General features: G+C 71.1%; 13 protein-coding genes and 2 tRNA genes. 8 read left to right on the top strand and 7 right to left on the bottom strand.

The genetic code is table 11. The features are described 5' to 3' along the window. The first annotated feature begins 9 nt into the window (after window positions 1-9). The 3 genes from BMZ47_RS01845 to BMZ47_RS01835 are packed head-to-tail and all read left to right on the top strand — an operon-like array spanning window position 10 to window position 4,061. Window positions 10-615, top strand: a complete 606-nt coding sequence (locus BMZ47_RS01845; protein ID WP_091857924.1) for a K(+)-transporting ATPase subunit C — start codon at window positions 10-12, stop codon at window positions 613-615. A 9-nt stretch (window positions 616-624) separates the two neighbouring features. Continuing rightward, window positions 625-3,342 carry a DUF4118 domain-containing protein gene (locus BMZ47_RS01840; RefSeq protein WP_091857921.1) on the top strand — a complete coding sequence of 906 codons (2,718 nt, stop codon included), beginning with the start codon at window positions 625-627 and terminating at the stop codon, window positions 3,340-3,342. Continuing rightward, a complete protein-coding gene (locus BMZ47_RS01835) occupies window positions 3,339-4,061 on the top strand; it encodes a response regulator (protein WP_091857918.1) in 723 nt (240 codons plus the stop codon). The genes BMZ47_RS01840 and BMZ47_RS01835 overlap by 4 nt, the downstream gene beginning before the upstream one ends. 18 nt (window positions 4,062-4,079) lie before the next feature. Here the strand turns inward: BMZ47_RS01835 and BMZ47_RS01830 are convergent, their stop codons facing one another. Together BMZ47_RS01830 and BMZ47_RS01825 are read right to left on the bottom strand one after the other, a co-directional pair. Beyond that, entirely contained in the window at window positions 4,080-4,298 is a 219-nt protein-coding gene (locus BMZ47_RS01830; protein WP_050732307.1) for a hypothetical protein, read from the bottom strand. Window positions 4,299-4,604: 306 nt separating this feature from the next. Then, window positions 4,605-4,680: transfer RNA gene (locus tag BMZ47_RS01825), tRNA-Asn, on the bottom strand. A gap of 422 nt (window positions 4,681-5,102) precedes the next feature. Here BMZ47_RS01825 and BMZ47_RS28365 point away from each other — a divergent pair. The 3 genes from BMZ47_RS28365 (at window position 5,103) to BMZ47_RS01815 (ending at window position 9,661) form a co-directional block, all read left to right on the top strand. Next, the gene (locus BMZ47_RS28365) at window positions 5,103-5,249 is read left to right on the top strand and encodes a hypothetical protein (RefSeq protein WP_007559892.1); all 147 of its coding nucleotides are present in this window, start codon (window positions 5,103-5,105) and stop codon (window positions 5,247-5,249) included. A 257-nt stretch (window positions 5,250-5,506) separates the two neighbouring features. Continuing rightward, complete coding sequence (locus tag BMZ47_RS01820; RefSeq protein WP_091857915.1) at window positions 5,507-7,186, top strand: methyl-accepting chemotaxis protein; 1,680 nt, start codon at window positions 5,507-5,509, stop codon at window positions 7,184-7,186. 786 nt (window positions 7,187-7,972) lie between these two features. Next, window positions 7,973-9,661 (top strand): methyl-accepting chemotaxis protein, encoded by a 1,689-nt coding sequence (locus BMZ47_RS01815; RefSeq protein WP_091857913.1) that lies wholly within the window; start codon window positions 7,973-7,975, stop codon window positions 9,659-9,661. Window positions 9,662-9,842: 181 nt separating this feature from the next. On the opposite strand, the gene BMZ47_RS01810 is transcribed toward BMZ47_RS01815, so the two are convergent. From BMZ47_RS01810 to rocF, 3 genes are all read right to left on the bottom strand, one after another. Further along, a tRNA-Cys gene (locus BMZ47_RS01810) sits at window positions 9,843-9,916 on the bottom strand. 164 nt (window positions 9,917-10,080) lie between these two features. After that, complete coding sequence (locus BMZ47_RS01805; protein WP_091857910.1) at window positions 10,081-10,932, bottom strand: urease accessory protein UreD; 852 nt, start codon at window positions 10,930-10,932, stop codon at window positions 10,081-10,083. Continuing rightward, window positions 10,932-11,900: an arginase gene (gene rocF / locus BMZ47_RS01800; protein ID WP_091857907.1), complete on the bottom strand. Its 969-nt coding sequence runs from the start codon at window positions 11,898-11,900 to the stop codon at window positions 10,932-10,934. Before rocF ends, BMZ47_RS01805 begins: the two co-directional genes overlap by 1 nt. Window positions 11,901-12,333: 433 nt before the next feature. Here rocF and BMZ47_RS01795 point away from each other — a divergent pair, with 433 nt between their 5' ends. After that, complete coding sequence (locus BMZ47_RS01795; RefSeq protein ID WP_208601000.1) at window positions 12,334-14,481, top strand: methyl-accepting chemotaxis protein; 2,148 nt, start codon at window positions 12,334-12,336, stop codon at window positions 14,479-14,481. A gap of 30 nt (window positions 14,482-14,511) precedes the next feature. Here BMZ47_RS01795 and BMZ47_RS01790 read toward each other — a convergent pair whose 3' ends face one another. Together BMZ47_RS01790 and BMZ47_RS01785 are read right to left on the bottom strand one after the other, a co-directional pair. Further along, window positions 14,512-15,921 carry an ATP-binding protein gene (locus BMZ47_RS01790; RefSeq protein WP_091857904.1) on the bottom strand — a complete coding sequence of 470 codons (1,410 nt, stop codon included), beginning with the start codon at window positions 15,919-15,921 and terminating at the stop codon, window positions 14,512-14,514. After that, window positions 15,918-16,673, bottom strand: coding sequence for a response regulator (locus BMZ47_RS01785; RefSeq protein WP_007559878.1), 756 nt, complete (start codon window positions 16,671-16,673; stop codon window positions 15,918-15,920). Before BMZ47_RS01785 ends, BMZ47_RS01790 begins: the two co-directional genes overlap by 4 nt. A 116-nt stretch (window positions 16,674-16,789) precedes the next feature. Between BMZ47_RS01785 and BMZ47_RS01780 the strand changes: the two genes are divergently transcribed. Then, entirely contained in the window at window positions 16,790-18,034 is a 1,245-nt protein-coding gene (locus BMZ47_RS01780; RefSeq protein WP_091857901.1) for an acyl-CoA dehydrogenase family protein, read from the top strand. Window positions 18,035-18,114 lie beyond the last annotated feature (80 nt).

Raw genomic sequence — 18,114 nt, 5'->3', positions numbered from 1 at the left:
AGACCCGCCATGCTCACGCAGCTTCGCCCCGCCCTGGTCCTGCTCACGATGCTGACCGCGATCACCGGCCTCGCCTACCCGCTGGCCGTCACCGGCCTCGCCGGCCTCATCTTCCCGGCGCGCGCCGCCGGCAGCCTGATCGAGCGCGACGGTCACGTCGTCGGCTCGAGCCTGATCGGCCAGAGCTTTGCCGGGGCCACCTACTTCCACGGCCGCCCCTCGGCCACGAGCGCCGCGGATCCCGCCGATCCGACCAAGACCGTGCCGGCCCCCTACAACGCGTCCAATTCGTCGGGCTCCAATCTCGGCCCGACGAGTGCCGCGCTGGCCGAGCGGGTCAAGGGCGACCGCGACGCGCTGGCCGCGGAGAATCCCGCCCAGCCGGTCCCGGTGGACCTCGTCACCGCCAGCGGCTCGGGCCTCGACCCGGACATCTCCCCGGAGGCCGCCCTGTTCCAGGTCCTCCGGGTCGCCAAGGCCCGCAACCTCCCCGAGGAGCGCCTGCGCCAGCTCGTCGCCGCGCAGACCGAGGGGCGCACGCTCGGACTGCTCGGCGAGCCCCGGGTGAACGTGCTAGCCATCAACCTCGCCCTGGACGGCCTGGCCCCGCGCTGAAGGGAAAGCATGCCCGAGACCGGCCGTGATCCGGACCGCCCCTCCCCCGACGCGCTGCTCGAAGCCGCGCGTCGGGAGGCCCGCATCCGCGGCCGGCTGAAGGTGTTCCTGGGGGCCGCCCCCGGGGTCGGCAAGACCTACGAGATGCTGACCATCGCCCGCGCCAAGCGGGAGGCCGGCATCGACGTGGTGGTGGGCATCGTCGAGACCCATGGCCGGGCCGAGACCGAGGCCCTGCTCGACGGCTTCTCAGTCCTCCCGCGCCGCGCCGTGCCCTATCACGGCTCGAAACTCGACGAGATGGACCTCGACGCCCTGCTGGCCCGCCGGCCGGCCCTGGCGCTGGTCGACGAGCTCGCCCACACCAACGCGCCCGGCTCGCGCCACCCGAAGCGCTATCAGGATGTCGAGGAGCTGCTCGACGCCGGCATCGACGTCTACACCACGCTCAACATCCAGCATGTCGAGAGCCTCAACGACGTGGTGGCGCAGATCACCCGCATCCGCGTCCGCGAGACCGTGCCGGACGGCATTCTGGACCGGGCCGACGATATCGAGGTGGTCGACCTCAACCCGGACGACCTGATCCAGCGTCTGAAGGACGGCAAGGTCTACGTCCCGACCAACGCCGAGCGCGCGCTCAAGCACTACTTCTCCCGGGGCAACCTGACGGCCCTGCGCGAGCTCGCCCTGCGCCGGACCGCCGACCGGGTCGACGACGAACTGCTCAGCCACATGCAGGCCAACGCCATCGCGGGGCCCTGGAGCGCCGGCGAGCGGGTGCTGGTCTGCATCAGCGACGATCCGCGCTCGGCCGGCCTCGTGCGTTACGCCAAGCGCGTCGCCGACCGGCTGCACGCGCCCTGGACGGCGCTGTTCATCGAGGCCCCGCGCGCCAGCACCCGCAGCGAGGCCGAGCGCGACCGCATCGCCGAGACCCTGCGCCTCGCCGACCGGCTCGGGGGCGACGCCGTCACCCTGCCCGGGGGCCGGCGCGTCGCCGACGACATCCTGGCCTATGCCCGCTCCGCCAACGTCAACCACATCGTGGTCGGCAAGGCGGCGCGGGCGTGGATCTTCGAGCTTCTGAACGGGTCGGTGGTACACGACCTCGTGCGCCGCAGCGGCAATATCAGCGTCCACGTGGTGCCCGGCGAGGCCGTGCCGGCCGAGGCCCCGCCCCGCCGGGCGGTGGCGACCGTCGCCCCGGCCGCGACCTTCGAGACCGGCCCCTACCTGATGGCCCTGCTGGCGACCCTGGCGGCGCTCGGCGCGGCCCTGCTGCTTCAGCCCTATACCGGGATCGAGAATGCCGACCTCATGCTGCTGACCGGGGTCGTCGCGGTCGCGGTGCGATGGGGGCTCGGGCCGTCCCTCGCCGCGGTGGTCTCGGCCTCGCTCGCCTACAACTTCTTCTTCCTGCCGCCGGTCTACACCTTCACCATCGCCGACCCGACCAACGTAGCGGCCTTCCTGCTGTTCACCCTGGTCGCCGTGCTGGTCTCCAACCTCGCCGCCCGCGCCCGCCGGATCGCGATGGTCAGCCAGGGACGGGCCAGGTCCACCGAGCGGCTGTTCGGGTTCTCGCGCAAGCTCGCGGGCTGCGGCACCCTGGACGACGTGCTCTGGGCCACCTGCGCGCAGGTCGCCGCCATGCTCAAGGTCCGGGTGGTCCTGCTGCTGCCCGACGGGACGACCGTCGCGGTGCGGGCGGGCTACCCGCCGGAGGACCGGCTGGACGCGGCCGATCTCGCGGCGGCCCAATGGGCCTTCGGCAACGATCGCCCGGCCGGCCGCGGCGCCGACACGCTGCCGGGCGCCAAGCGGCTGTTCCTGCCGATGCGCACCGGCCGCGGGACGATCGGGGTGATCGGCCTCGACGCGGATGGCGCCGGGCCGATCCTGACCCCGGAGGGCCGGCGCCTCCTCGACGCGCTCGCCGACATGGGCGCGCTCGCCATCGAGCGGGTGCGGCTCGTGGAGGATCTCGACCGGGCCGAGCGCGCCGCCGAAACCGACCGCCTGCGTCAGGCCCTGCTGACCTCGATCAGCCACGACCTGCGGACCCCGCTGGCCTCCGTGCTCGGGGCGGCCAGCACCCTGCGCGACCTCGACGCCGACCTGCCGCCCGAGGCCAAGGCCGAGCTCCTGGCGACGATCATCACCGAATCCGAGCGGCTGAACCGCTTCATCGCCAACCTGCTCGACATGACCCGGCTTGAGGCTGGCGCGGTCGCCCCGAACCTCGCGCCCCAGGACGTCGCCGAGATCGTCGACACGGCCCTGCGCCGGGCCGAGGCGGTGCTGGCCGAGCATCGCGTGGCGGTCGATCTGGCGCCCGACCTGCCGGTGCTCCGGCTCGACCCGGTCCTGTTCGAGCAGGTGCTGTTCAACCTGCTCGACAATGCCGGCAAATACGCGCCCGCAGGCTCGACCGTGACCCTGAGCGCGCGCCGGGAGGGCGGACGGGTGCGTCTCGACATCCTGGACGAGGGCGACGGCCTGCCGGAATCCGAGGTCGAGCGCGTGTTCGACAAGTTCCACCGGGTGCGCAAGAGCGACCGGGTCCGGGCCGGCACGGGGCTGGGGCTCGCCATCGCCCGGGGCTTCGTCGAGGCCATGGGCGGCACCGTCACCGCCGCCAACCGGCGCGACCGCGGCGGCGCCGTCTTCACCGTGATGCTGCCGGTCCCGGCCCGGACCGCGCCCAAGGACATCGCCGCATGAGCCCGACCATCCTGGTCATCGACGACGAGCCGCCGATCCGAAAGCTGCTGCGCACGGGGCTCTCCACCCAGGGCTACGCCATCCTGGAGGCGCCCAACGCCGCCGCCGCCCTGGAGCTGCTGGGCCGCGACCGGATCGACCTCGTCATCCTGGATCTCGGCCTGCCGGACATGCGCGGCCACGATCTGCTGCGCGCGATCCGGACGCGCCATCCGGAACTGCCGGTTGTGGTTCTGTCGAGCCGCACCGACGAGGGCGGCAAGGTCGAGGCGCTGGATCTCGGAGCCGACGATTACGTCACCAAGCCCTTCGGGATGGCGGAGCTGCTGGCGCGCCTGCGCGCGGCCCTGCGCCACCAGCTCGCCGTCCAGGGCGAGCGCCCGATCTTCCGGGTCGACCGCCTCTCGATCGACCTCGTCCGGCGGATCGTGAAGGTCGACGATTCCGAGGTGAAGCTCACTCCGCGCGAATACGATTTCCTGCGCGTGCTGGTGCACCATGCCGGCAAGGTGCTGACCCACGCGCAGCTGATGCAGGCGGTCTCGGTCTCCTCCGATCCGCAATATCTGCGCGTCTACATGCGCCAGCTTCGCCAGAAGCTGGAGGCCGACCCCGAACGGCCGCGCCTCCTGCTCACCGAGACCGGCGTAGGCTACCGCCTGCGCGCGCCCGACGACGAGCCCACGCTCCGGCCGCCCGATGTGGCGGGCGCGCGCTGACGGGCTCGGTCGCCAGCATCACAGCCGCAGTTCGATGCGCTCCGCCGACAGGGACACGGCATCGGGCCGGTGGTCGGTCTCGTCCGCCGCATAATCCACCGCCGCCTCCCGGCTCCGGAACAGCCCGCCGGCCCGCCCGTGGATCTCGATCGCGACCCAGTGGCCTTCGGGATCCTGGCCGACGATGAACCGGGCGGTCTCGCCCGCCGGGGCCACGACTTGCATGATGGGCGACATCGGATGTCTGGGGTTCGCGCGATCCTCCAGGGACCGCGCCCGGAAGTTGGGCCATCCCGCATAAGCATGCGAGCGGGATCCGCGGCCGTTCGCGTAAGTGTCGCGTGAGGATTGCCGGGCCGGAGCGGTTGTCGGCCGGGGAATGACCATCGCATCGGCCCACCGGGGGCCGGGCTCCGCGAGCGGCGATGCCGAGCGCGGCCGAATAATGCGGCCGCTCGAACGCAGACGTCGTGCCGCCACCCCGCGGCCCGATAGGGCAGCGAAGGCTAAAAGCGCAACGATCTGAAGATGTTGGGAGGTTGATGGCTCCCCGAGCAGGACTCGAACCTGCGACAAGGCGATTAACAGTCGCCTGCTCTACCAACTGAGCTATCGGGGATCACGAGCGGGTCTGTACACACCGGGATCGCGAGACGCAAGACCCTGAATCGCGGGATTGGTGCCGTTCGCGGAGGCGCGCCTTCGAAAGGGTGGTTTGCCGACGCCCGATCGGCCCCGGGTGTCTCATTTTCGCAACAGTTGGTTCGCGGTTCGGACACGCTCGGATCCGGGTTGCCGCGCCGCTCGAGCCCGTGTGGTCACGCGATCGTCACGGCATCGGCCTAGAGAACGGCCCGCTGGCGTGGCCCGTTGCCGGCTGCGTGCCCGAGCAGAGGCCCCGCCGACTCGACCCCAGGGCTCTCGAGCCGTGTGTTCAGTCCAAGCCGCCCTCGCCCGATCGTCTGTGGCTCCCGCATGTCCGCGGCCCGTGATCCCCGGGCGGAACACGGCTGTGGCCGCTTCGCCTTTGGAGTGTTGACGATGTTGCGGGATCCCGACGGCTCCCATGAAGCCTACGCGCTCGATCAGGAGCGCGGCAGCCGCATGCCCTACTACATCAGCCTGGCCCTGCTCGGTTTCCTGATCGTCGCCCTCGCGGCGCGCCTGATCCTGGCGCACGGCCTTTGAAGCGGGCGGCTCGCGGCTTTGGCTGGCCGATTCGCGCGGCGCGCACCAGCTTTCGCAGCGCCGGAAAATCCCGGCGATCGAAGATTTTTGCGTGATCTTTGTAATCGAACAGCCAAGGCCGACTTGATGGCCGCAGATCTGCTCAGCTATGCTGCAATCTAAGCCTAGCGTGTTTGCCGGCTATATTTAACGCCGTCGCAAACGTTCTTAGGTTAGTGCCTTCCCACTCGATTCTCGCGGAAACCGGTCTCCTCGTCATGCGCATTTCTCTCGGCTTCAAGCTGGCGGCGGTGGTCGGCCTGCTGGGCTTCGTGGCGGCCGGTATCTCGGCCTTCGCCATCCGGCAGTCGCTGTGGGAGCAGGAGCGCGCGGCCGCCACCGACAAGATCTGGAATGCCGGCCTGCAGGCCGGCGCGCTGGGGCAGGCGATCGAGCATGCGGTCGTGCAGGCCACCGCCCTCTACACCGCCGAGGACACCACCGAGGCGCGCACGCGCCTGTCCGCGCTGCACGACGCCCTGGCGGCCGTGGAGCAGGTCCGCGTGCCGTTCCTCGAGGCGATGGAGGATCAGCTCCCGCCGGATCGCCGTCGCCGGTTCGACCTGTTCGTGAAGGAGTTCATCGCCTACCAGACCGATACGGCCGAGCTCGGCCTGACGATCTCGCCGAAGGCCGCGCTGATCCAGGCGACCGACGAGGCGACGGTGAAGAACCGCGAGCACATGATCGCGGAGATCGGCCTGCTCGGCCGCGAAGTGCTGGCCCGCCTGAACGAGCGGCGCGCCGCCGACGCTGCGGATCGCCGCGCCGCCCGCCTAGCGCTGATCGTGGTGCCGGCCGTGGCGCTCGCCTTCGGCCTGCTCGCGGCGATCTGGATCATCATCACGCAGGTCCGTCGGCCGCTCGACCGCCTGAAGACCAGCATGACGGCCCTGGCCGCCAACGATCTGGGCCAAACGGTCCCGTTCACCCATCGCCGCGACGAGATCGGTGAGATGGCGAGCGCCATCGCGGCGTTCCAGACGGCCCTGATCGAGAAGCAGAAGCTCGACGCCGAGGCGCGGCAGCGGCGTGCGCGCGACCGGGTCCGGGCTGAGCAGCTGGCCGAGGCAACCCGGGCGTTCGAGGGCGAGACGCACCGCGCCGTGGCGGATCTCGCCGGGTCGGCGGAGGCGATGCAGGAGGCGGCCGCGACGCTCACCGGCACGGCCGGGGACATGGCCGCCCGGGCGACCGTGGTGGCGGGGGCCTCGAACCAGACCGCCGACATGGTCGACAGCATCGCCGGCGCGGCCGAGCAGCTTTCGGCCTCCGCGCGGGAGATCGAGGAACGGGTCCGGCATACCAGCGAGATCGCGGCCTCCGCGCTGACCGACACGAAAGGTCTCGAGATCACGGTCTCGAGCCTGTCGCGGGCGGCGGGAGAGATCGACGCCGTCGTGACGCTGATCCGCAGCGTTGCCGAGCAGACCAACCTGCTCGCCCTCAACGCCACGATCGAGGCGGCGCGGGCCGGGGCCGCGGGGCGCGGCTTCGCCGTGGTGGCGGCCGAGGTGAAGGCGCTCGCCAGCCAGACCGCCCTCGCCACCGACCGCATCACCGGCCAGGTCGGGTCGATCCAGGGTGCCGCCGCCAACACGGTCGACGCCATCGCGTCCATCGGCGAGACCATTGCCCGCATGAGCATGATCGCCTCCGAGGTCGCCCTGGCGGCAGATCAGCAGGGCGCGGCCAGCCAGGAGATCGCCCGCGCCATCGCGGATGCAGCGGCCGATTCGCACAAGGTCTCGGAGAGCGTCGGGAGCGTGCGCGCGGCAGCGGCCTCCAACGAGACGCAGGCCGAGCAGGTGCGCAGCAGCGCCTCCCGGGTGAGCACCGGAACCCGGACCCTGCAGCAGGCGATCGAAACCTTCCTCGGTCAGGTGCACGCCGCCTGACCGGCATCCGGCTGGTATCGGGGAACGCGCGATCGGTGTTGGCGAGGCAACGCATCGCGCCGGGGCGAGGCCTGCGCTGATCCGCGCTGCTCCGCGCCCGCTGCGTCACGCGATCGCGGCGCCCGACCAGGATGGGGGCCGCCTCGGGCGTGCGGTGCCGATCGTCGCGGGCCCCGTGAGCCCGATGCTGCTCGGCTCTATCGTCCCGCGCGCGCCTGGCAGCAATCTCACGAGCCAAGAAGACGGGAATGTGGTTCGGACGTTGAGACGCCCGCGTATCTACGGTCCTGATGTATCGGAATGCTCAATAATGAGTTTTGTCGAAAACTGATGTGTTTCGTCAGTTATAAATTTCGGCATTGCGGCCGAAACGGTATTGCTGATTAGCGGACAAATTGTGTATTGACGGATGCCTCCGCGGGCCCGTATCTTGTCGGACACGCTTCAATCAGCGTCGCCGACCCACTCCGCCGATCCATGTCTGCATTGCCGATCACAACCCCGCTGGGGTTGCCTTGCCACCTCCGCGTCGCGCCGTACCGGTCGGGCTGAGCGTTCGGGCCGCGACGACCGCCAGCTGAAGCGCCGCGACTCGACCCGCATTCCGGCCCTTCGTTCACCGGAGCAATCCGTCACGACCGAATCCCGGTGTCGGCCTCGCTGACATCCTGGGATCTGGACGCCCGTTATGGGCGGCCCCGACATCGAATCATTTCATCGCATCCCATTGCATTGCGGCGACGCCATCCCGCGTCGGCCCGTATTGAGAAGGCTATCGTTTTTCCGATGCGCAATTCTTTCGGCTTCAAGCTGGCGGCGGTCATCGGCCTGCTGGGCTTCGTGGCGATCGGCATCTCGGCCTTTGCCGTCCGGCAATCGCTCTGGGAGCAGGAGCGTGCGGCCGCCACCGACGAGATCTGGAATGCCGGGCTCCAGGCGGGGGCCCTGGGTCAGGCGCTCGAGCATGCCGTGGTGCAGGCCACAGCCGTCTATACCGCCGCCGATGCCGAGGAAGCGCGCACGCGCTTGTCGGCGTTGCAGGACGCTTTGGCCGCGGTGGAGCGTGTCCGCGTGCCGTTCCTGGCGGCGATGGACCATCATCTGCCGCCGGATCGCCGTCGCCGGTTCGACCTGTTCGTGAAGGAGTTCATCGCTTACCAGACCGAGACCGCCGAGCTCGGCCTGACGATCTCGCCCAAGGCCGCGCTGATCCAGGCGACCGACGAGGCGACGGTGAAGAACCGCGAGCGCATGATCGCGGAGATCGGCGCGCTCGGTGGCGAGGTGCTGGCCCGCCTCGACGACCAGCGCGCGATCGGCTCCGTGGAGCAGAGGCGGGCGATCCTCGCGCTGATCGTCGTGCCGGCCGTGGCGCTCGCCCTGGCGCTCCTCGCGGCGACTTGGATCGTCATCACTCAGATCCAGAGGCCCCTGGCACGGCTCAAATCGGCCATGCAGGCCTTGGCCGCGGACCAGCTCGACGACGTGGTCCCCTTCGCCGATCGACAGGATGAGATCGGCCAGATGGCGCGCACGATCGCGGCGTTTCAGGCGGCGCTGATCGAAAAGCGTACGCTCGATGGCGATGCCCGGGCCCGCAGCGCGCAGGATCTCATTCGGGCCGAGCGGCTGGCCGCCGCAACGCGGGCTTTCGAGAGCGAGACCCATCGCACCATGACCGATCTTGCCGCCCTGGCCGAGGCCATGCAGGCCTCGGCCGACATGCTCTCGGACCTTGCCGGTGAGACGACCGCACAGGTGATTGTCGCCGCGGACTCATCCGAGCAGACCGCCGGCGTCGTCGTCAGCATCGCGACCGCCGCGAAGGAGTTGTCGGTTGCGGCCCAGGAGATCGAAGGCCGGGTCCGGCATACGAGCCGGATCGCCTCGACGGCGCTCTCGGACACGCAGGGGCTGGTGGCCACGGTGACGACCCTGGCCCAGGCCGCCGACGAGGCCGGGAGCGTGATCGCGTTGATCCGCGCGGTGGCCCGGCAGACCAACATGCTGGCTCTCAACGCCACGATCGAGGCCGCCCGGGCCGGCGAGGTCGGGCGCGGCTTCGCCGTCGTCGCGACGGAGGTGAAGGACTTGGCCGCACAAACCGCGCAGGCGACCGACCGTATCGCCCATCACATCGGGGCGATCCAGGCGGCGGCTGCCGACACGGTTGGGGCGATCGGCTCGATCGGCACGGTGGGTCAGACGATCGCCGAGATGAGTTCCATCGCCGCCGAGGTCGCGGTCGCGGCCGATCAACAGGGCCAGTCGAGCCAGGTGATCGCCCGCGCCATCACCAGCGCGGCGAGCGAGTCCCGGAAGGTCTCGGACAGCGTCGCGGGCGTGCGCGCCACCGCGACCTCGAACGAGCAGCAGGCGGCGCAGGTCAGGACCAATGCGTTGCAGGTGAATGCCGGGACGCACGATCTCCAGCGGGCAATCGCAACATTCCTGGCTCAGGTCGCTGCGGCCTAGACGTGGACCGACGAAGCCGCGTCTCGTGGGCGTCGCGCGGTGCCCTTTCCCCGGACGGTCCAGGCGTCCGGGTCGCCCCATCCCTCATCGACGGACCGCAGTCATGTTTCGCGGCCCAATCCTCCGGCAAGCGCAAGGCTGGCGGGCTGATCGCGATGGCGCTCGGCATGCGAGGGGAAGATGGAGGCCTCGCCCGGAATCGAACCGGGGTGCAAGGATTTGCAGTCCTCTGCGTAACCACTCCGCCACGAGGCCCCTCGTGGCGACGCCGCGGCGTCGCCCTCGGAGCCTGGCGGCCGGCTCCGGGTGCGCGTCTCTAGCAGAGGTTTGCCGCGGCAGGCAACGGGCGCGATGCGGCTTCCGCGCGGGAATATGATCGCAGCCGAACGTATCGGATGATCGGTTCGCCGTCGGACGCGTCAGCTCTGCCAGACCCGGGGCATCGGTCGATCGCGATACCCGGCGAGGAAACGGGCGACCAGGCTGCGCAGCGGCCCGACTCCGTCCGCGAGGGCCCGGATGACGAGGTGGCCGTTCCAGGCGCTGGCGGCAGCCTCGATACCCGGCGCGGCGGCCTCTTCGAGCAGGGTGCGGGCGGCGTCGAGACGCCCCTCCGCGCCCTCGGAGACGTCCAAGACCGTCGCGCAGGCGCGCGCGCTGCCACCGATCGCCGGGCGGTCGAGGAGATCGGAGATCGGCCCGTCGAGGACCAGGCTGTCGGCATAGACCAGCCGCCCGGCCCGGCGCACCCGCCAGGAATCCGCGAACAGCCCGGCATGGATCCGCTCGCCCCGGGCGGCGCGGCCGAAGGCGACGATCTCGACGGCCAGCAGGGCGGCGCCTTCGGACAGGTCGGCCTCGAAGCGCCGCTGCACCCGGGCGCGATCGAACAGGATCGTCTCCTGGGGCAGCCAGGCCAACCGGGCCCGTTCCGCCAGGAGGACGCGGTTCTCGATCCGGCTCACAGGGCCGTCGGAGCGATAGATCTTCTCGGCCGCCGTCGTGGTCAGCACGAGGTCGGCCCCGGAGGCGAGGTCCAGGGTGATCGTGAAGGCGTCGCCGCACGCGACACCGCCGGCGGTGTTGACCAGGACCGCCTCCAGCGCCCCCTCCCCGCGGGGGAAGCGCAACCGCGACGGGCCGGATTCGGCGAGATCCAGGATCCGGGTCGAGCCCCCGCCCCCCACGGGACCGGCGCGGAGGTGGACCCGGCCGTCCGAACGCTGGCGGGCCGGCGCGTCGGGTGGGGCGTCGGCCCGACCGTCCGGCATCAGCGGCGGCCGTTCTGGTCGGGGGAGACCGCTTCGATCACGGGCGAGGCCCGGTCCAGGATGCGCCGGCCGAACAGGCTCGCCACCAGCTCCACCAGCACCCGGGCGCTGCGCCCCCGATCGTCGAGGAACGGGTTCAGCTCAACCACGTCGAGGGAGCGGACCAGGCCGGAATCGTGCAGCATCTCCATGATGAGATGCGCCTCCCGGAAGGTCGCGCCGCCCGGCACGGTGGTGCCGACGCCGGGGGCGATCGACGGATCGAGGAAATCGATATCGAGGCTGACATGCAGGTGCGCGCCGTCCCGGGCCACCCGGTCGAGCACGCGCCGCAGGGGGGCGACCACGCCGAACTCGTCGATGGTGCGCATGTCGGTGACGCCGACCCGGCGGGCGGTCACCAGGGCGCGCTCGCCGGCATCGATCGAGCGCAGGCCGAACAGGTGGACATTGGCCGGCGGCAGCGGGGCCGGCACCGGCTCGGCGAACAGGTCCGGGAAACCCGGCTCGCCGCACAGGGCCGCGAGGGGCATCCCGTGGACGTTGCCCGAGGGCGAGGTTTCCGGCGTGTTGAAATCGGCATGGGCGTCGAGCCAGAGCACGAAGAGCGGCCGGCCCTCCCGGGCGCAATGGCGCATCGCCCCGTCGACCGAGCCGAGCGACAGGCTGTGGTCCCCGCCGGCGGCGAGCGGCACCGACCCCGCCCCGAGGGCGGCCTCGACCGCCCGGGACAGGGCGCGGGTCCAGGCCGCGACGGCGGCCAGGCCCCGCCCGTCTGCCGGGCCATCCGGCACGACATCGCCGTGATCGACGATCGCGTGGCCGAGATCGGACAGGGTTCGAACGAGCCCGGCCGTGCGCAGGGCGGCCGGGCCCATGAGCGCGCCCGGTTCGCTGGTGCCGACCTCGATCGGCGCCCCGATCAGCGCGATCCGGCGCGCATCGTCTCGGCGGGTCTCGCTCGTCATCCGGTCCCCGTTCTGCAGGTCAAGGCTCAGGCGGTTGGCCGATGCTCTAGGCGGACTCGCGGGGTCAGGCCAACGATTCGCGACGCCAGCCCGGATCGTCAGCAAGCCCCGGGCCGGACGTCATTCGGTCGGGGCCGGCCCCCCGGGACCTACCCACCATCCCGGCCTCCTGAACCCTGATGGGTGAAGCGGCGGGACTTTATGCGTCCGGGGACACGGTTCGAAAACGTCTTTGATATGGGTGTTACATTTCGGCCGTATTGACGCGTCGCGTTGCGGGCCAAGGGTCTGTGCAAATCTTGGATCCACCGACGGCGCGATAGATTGAATTCTGTGCCCGGAATCGACGTCTTGCCACAAATCTTTACGGGATTTTAGTGGCATTGCACTAAGGTTGCGCGGTTTCTCCGATCAGAATGCCTACAGGACTGCCATGGTGATGTTTTCGCGGCTGAGTTCTCGCCTGCCGGCGATGACGATCGGGTTGGCCCTGCTCAGCGCCACCGCGATGGGTGGCTTCAGCTGGTATTCCGCCAAGTCCGGTCTGATCGACGCGGCGAACGAGCGGCTCCAGCTGGCTGCGGTCGCGCGCCGGGACGGGATCGAGCTGGTTGCCGACCGGATGCAGGCCGACTTCCTCGCCGCGGCGGCGCATCCCCAGATCGTCTCGAACTTCCCCGACCTGATCGAGACCCTCGACCCGTCGAAGCCCGAGACCGCCGCGGTCGTCGAGGCGTTCCGGGCGCCGCAGACCGTCGAGGCGCGGATCGCGCTGGACGGGACCGGCATGTATGGACGCCGCCACGTGAAGGTGCAGGAGGTGGCGCGCAAGCTCGTCGCCCAGTCCGGCTACGCCGACCTGCTGTTCCTCGATGACGCCGGCCGGATCGTCTACACGACGACGAAGGGCGGCGATTTCGCCAAGTCGGTGACCGATGACGGGCTCAAGGGCACGGCGCTGGAGCGGCTGGTCGAGCGCCTCAAATCCGCGGATCCGAGCTCGGTCCTGTTCGAGGATTTCTCGGCCTACCCGGTCGACGGCCAGCCGGCCGCCTTCATCGGCCGCGCCATGACCAAGCGGGCGAACGTGGCCATGGGCACCGCCCAGGCGGCGGAGCGGATCGGCTTCATCGTCATGCGGGTCACGCCGACCCTGTTCGATCAGGCGCTGGCGAAGCGGACCGGCCTCGGAGAGACCGGCCAGGTGCTGGCCGCCGGCGCCGACGGGCGGCTGCGCAGCAACCCGCCGCTGAGCAAGACGGCGAAGGCCGGCGACGGCGTCGCCCCGCTCGGGATCACAGCCGATCGCCTCAAGGCCGACGGCAGCTTCGAGTTCACCGCGGCCGACGGCCCGCACATGGCGGCGGCCTCGCCGGTCTCCGTGCTGGGCGCGCCCTGGACCGTGGTGGCGGAGCAGTCTCAGGCCGAGGCGATCGACGCCGTGCGGGCGCTCTCGCGCACGCTGTTCCTGATCGGCCTCTGCGTCCTGGCGGGCACGGCCGTGCTCGGCCTGCTTCTGGCACGCTCGATCGTGTCCCCGCTCAGCGCGCTGACCCGCGCCCTCAAGGCGCTCGCCGACCGTCAGGCGCTCACCGATGTGCCGGGCAGTCGGCGCCGGGACGAGATCGGCGACATCGCCCGCGCGGTGGTCACGATCCGCGACATGTCGCTGGAGGAGGCGGCGCAGCAGCTTCAGACCACCGAGGCGGCGCGGATGCGCGAGGAGCAGGCCCGGCGCGCCATGCTGCAGGATCTGGCCAGCGGCTTCGAGCAATCCGTCGGCGGCATCGTCGATGGGCTGACCCGGGGCGTGGCGGCGCTCCAGGGCGCCTCCGGTACCATGCGGATCGCCGTCGCCGGCACGTCGGAGCGCTCGACCAGCGTCGCCAGCGCGGCGCGTCAGACCGCCGACAACGTCGATGCCGTCGCGGCCGCCGCGGAGGAGCTGGGCGCCACCGTCCAGGAGATCGGGCGCCAGGTCGAGCAGGCAGCCGGCATGTCGGCCACCGCGGTCGACGAGGCCAAGCGCGCCGAGGGCACAATGGCGGATCTCGCCGCCGCCGCGACCCGCATCGGCGACGTGGTCGGGATGGTGTCCACCATCGCCGGGCAGACCAACCTGCTCGCGCTCAATGCCACGATCGAGGCGGCCCGGGCCGGTGAGGCCGGCCGCGGCTTCGCGGTGGTCGCGGCCGAGGTCAAGGAACTCGCGACCCAGACCAGCCGCGCGACCGAGGAGATCGGCCGTCAGGTGGCGTCGATCCAGGCGGTGACCGGCGGCGTGTCCGAGGCGATCCAGGGCATCGTGTCCCAGATCGAGGCGATGAACCACGTCTCCACCAGCATCTCGGCCGCCGTCGAGGAGCAGGGTGTCACCACGCAGGACATCGTCCGCAGCATGGGGCAGGCCTCGACCGGGACCAGCGGGATGACCGCCGACATCGCCGAGGTCGCCCGTGTCGCCAGCGATGCCGGCCAAGCGGCCTCGTCGGTGGCCCAGGCGTCGGACGACCTCGCCACCCAGTCCGAGCAGCTTCGCGCCGAGGTGGCGCAGTTCCTGCGCAACGTGCGGGCCGCGTAAGCCTGCCGGAAGAACCCGGCTCGGACGGCTTCAGGCCGCCCGGGCCGACATCGGCCGCGCCGGCTGCGGCGTCCGGCTCGCATAGGCCTGCGCCGCCAGGGGCAGCTCGATGACGGCGCAGAGGCCGCCCTCCGGGCGGTTCTCCAGGATCAGACGGCCGTTATGGGCCTCGACGATCGCCAGAACGATCGACAGGCCGAGGCCGAAGCCGCTGGCTTCGTTGAGGTTGCGGGCGCGGTCGCCGCGCACGAAGGGCTGGAGCATCGCGTCGCGCTCGGCCTCCGGGATGCCGGGGCCCTGATCGAGCACGCAGACCCGGACCCCCCGCTCGGACGCCTCCATCCGGACCTCCGCGCCGCCGCCATACTTCACGGCGTTGTCCACCAGGTTGGTGATCGCCCGCTGCAATTCCTCGGGCCGGCCCTGCACCAGGACGTGCCGGCTGCGGCCGACGCTGACCGGCGCGCCGAAATCCGAGAAGTCGTCGCAGACGGTCTGCACCACGGAGGCGAGGTCCACCAGGCTGAGGCTGCCGGAATCGCGCGTCTGGCCGTCCCGCACGAAGGACAGGGCGGCCTCGACCAGGCCGTTCATCTGGTCCAGGTCGCGCAAGGTGGCGGCCCGGGCGTGCTCGTCCTCGATGAACTCGGCGCGCAGCCGCAGGCGCGTGATCGGCGTGCGCAGGTCGTGGCTGATCGCCGCCAGCATCTGGGTGCGGTCGTCGATCAGGCGTCGCACCCGCGCCCGCATCCGGTCGAGCGCCCGGGAGACCGCCAGGACCTCGCGCGGGCCCGCCTCCGGCAGGGCGACATGGTCGTCCCGCGTGCCGAACGCCTCCGCGGCGCCGGCGAGTCGGGCCAGCGGCGCCGTCAGCGCCCGGGTCGCCCAGACGCAGAGCAGAGCCAGGGTCAGCGCCAGGAACACCACGGTGAAGATCAAAGGCCCCTGCCGCGGCGCCCGCAGGGGACCGTTCGGCATCGCGGCCTGCAGGGTCGCCCCGTTGGGCGTGGTGATCCCGATATGCAGGCGCCCGTTCGCGGGCGACCGCTCCGGATCCCCCCCGGACAGGTCGACCACGGTCACGGGCCGGCCCGCGCCGACGCGCAGGCGGTGGATGATCGGCAGGTTGGGGAGCGGCTTGGCCCCGGGCGGCACCGTTCCGTCCCAGGCTCTCACCTGCATCAGCGGCAGGCTGCGCCCGCTCTCCAGCAGGGCCGGCCGCGCCGCCGGATCCGCGACGTCGAGGAGCCGGACCAGCGTCGAGAGGCGGCCCGCGGCGACGCCCGGCAGCTCGTCCGGATTCTGCGGCTCGTGGAGGATCAGGAAGGCCGCGGTGGCGACCATGTGGGCCACCGCGATCCCGGCCACGACCAGGAGGGCGATCTGGCCCGCGATGCTCTGCGGGCGCAGCCGGTCGCGCAACCGTCGGAACGTGCTCATGACCGGGTCACTTCGGGGGTGAACAGGTAGCCGCCCGAGCGGATCGTGCGGATGAATTCGGGGTTGCGGGTGTCGCGCTCGATCTTCTGGCGGATGCGCGAGATCAGCACGTCGATGCTGCGCTCGAACGGTCCGGCCGTGCGGCCCTGGGTGAGGTCGAGGAGCTGATCGCGGGACAGAACGCGTCCCGGCCGCAGGCAGAGCGCGTGCAGGAGGTCGAACTCCGCCCCCGTCACGGCGATGCGGGCGCCTTCGGGCGACAGCACCTGACGGAGCGACACGTCGAGCGTCCAGCCGGAGAAGTGCAGGCGCCGCCGCTCGTCGGTATCGGGCACCTCGGCCGAGACCCGGCGCAGGATCGCCCGGATCCGGGCCAGGAGCTCCCGGGGGTTGAACGGCTTGGCCAGGTAATCGTCCGCGCCGAGTTCGAGGCCGAGGATGCGGTCGACCTCCTCGGATTTCGCGGTCAGCATCAGGATCGGGATCTGCGAGGAGGCCCGCAGGCGCCGGCACAGGCTGAGCCCGTCCTCGCCCGGCAGCATCAGATCGAGCACGATCAGGTCGATGCGCGATTCCGCCAGCGCCCGGTCCATGTCGTTGCCGTCGCCCGCCAGGGTGACGCGACACTCGTTGCCGCGCAGGTAGCGTGCGACCAGGGCCGAGATCTCGCGATCGTCTTCGACCACGAGGATGTGCGGTGTGGCGGGTGCGTTCATCGCGAAGGAATCGGCGTGCGGATCGGCGAGCGTCATCAGGTTAGTATGCGCCGCTGCGGTGATTATTCGAAGATGGTCGCGGGAACCATTTTGTAAGCGCGTGTTTCCAGCTCAGCCATACCTGTGGCGGCGACTGGATTTCCGGAGAGACCATGATCACGAAGGCGGCCAAACCGGATCCGATCGCGCCGAAGCCGCCGGAACTGGCCTCGCCGTGGCACTCGGCCGCCCGGGCCGCGCTCCAGGCCGAGGCCCGCGCCTTCGCGTCCGAGACGGTCCTGCCGCTGGCCGACGTGCTCGATCGCCAGAAGGCCGAGATGCCCCGGTCGCTCATCGACGCCATGGCCGCCAAGGGCTGGTTCGGCATCACGATCCCGGAGGCGCAGGGCGGCCTCGGCCTCGGGGTGTTCGAATATTGCCTCGTCTCCGAGGAACTGGCCCGGGCCTGGCTGTCGGTCGGCAGCATCCTGGCCCGCGGCCAGGGCCTCGGCACCCAGACCCTCGATCCGGAACGCCGGGCCGAGCTGCTGCGGCGCTCGGCCAGGGGCGCCTGGATCGGCTCGATCTCCCTGTCCGAACCCAATGCCGGCTCCGACCTCGCCGGCGTGCAGACCCGCGCGGTGCGGGACGGCGATACCTGGGTGCTCACCGGCACGAAGCGCTGGGCGGGCTTTGCCAAGGGCGCCGACTTCGTCGAGGTCCTGGCCCGCACCCGCGATCCGGAACCCGGCGAGTCGCGCTCCGCCGGCCTGGAACCGTTCCTCGTGGTGAAGGACCGGGACAGCTTCCCGCCCGGCATGACCGGCCGGGTGATCGACAAGATCGGCTACCACGGCTTCGAGACCTTCGAACTCGCTCTCGACGGCGTGCGCGTTCCCGAGAGCGACCGGCTCACCGGGCTCTACGGCGACCAGGGGGCGGACGCCGATTCCGGCGGCTTCGCCTCGGTCCAGCGCGGGCTCAACATCGCCCGGGTCCACACCGCGGCCCGGGCGGTCGGCGTGGCCCGGGCGGCTGTCGAAGACACGCAGGCCTACCTGCAGGAGCGGGTCCAGTTCGGCCACCCGATCGGCGATTTCCAGGCCCTGCGCTTCGCGCTGGCCGACATGGCCGCCGAAGTCGCCCAGGCGCGGGCGTTCTGGCATCAGGTCGCGCACCTCCTCGACCAGGGCGAGGCGGCCGAGAGCGAATCCGCGATGGTGAAGCTCCTGGCCACCGAGATGGCCGTGCGCGTCACCAACCAGGCGATGCAGCTTCACGGCGGCAACGGCTACACCACCGAGCGGCGGGTCGAGCGCTACTGGCGCGACGCGCGCCTCACGACCATCTTCGAGGGGACGAGCGAGATCCAGCGGCGGATCATCAGCGACCGGATGTTGCCGCGGCCCACCGCCTGACACAGGCGCAATCATGCGGCGAATCGTCGAGCCGGGCTCCCCGCCCGGTCCGGCCCGGCTACCTCACCGTCACTCTGTCT

Source organism: Methylobacterium brachiatum, assembly GCF_900113845.1.
Taxonomy (GTDB): domain Bacteria; phylum Pseudomonadota; class Alphaproteobacteria; order Rhizobiales; family Beijerinckiaceae; genus Methylobacterium; species Methylobacterium brachiatum.
This window is presented reverse-complemented; position numbering and strand designations above follow the sequence as displayed.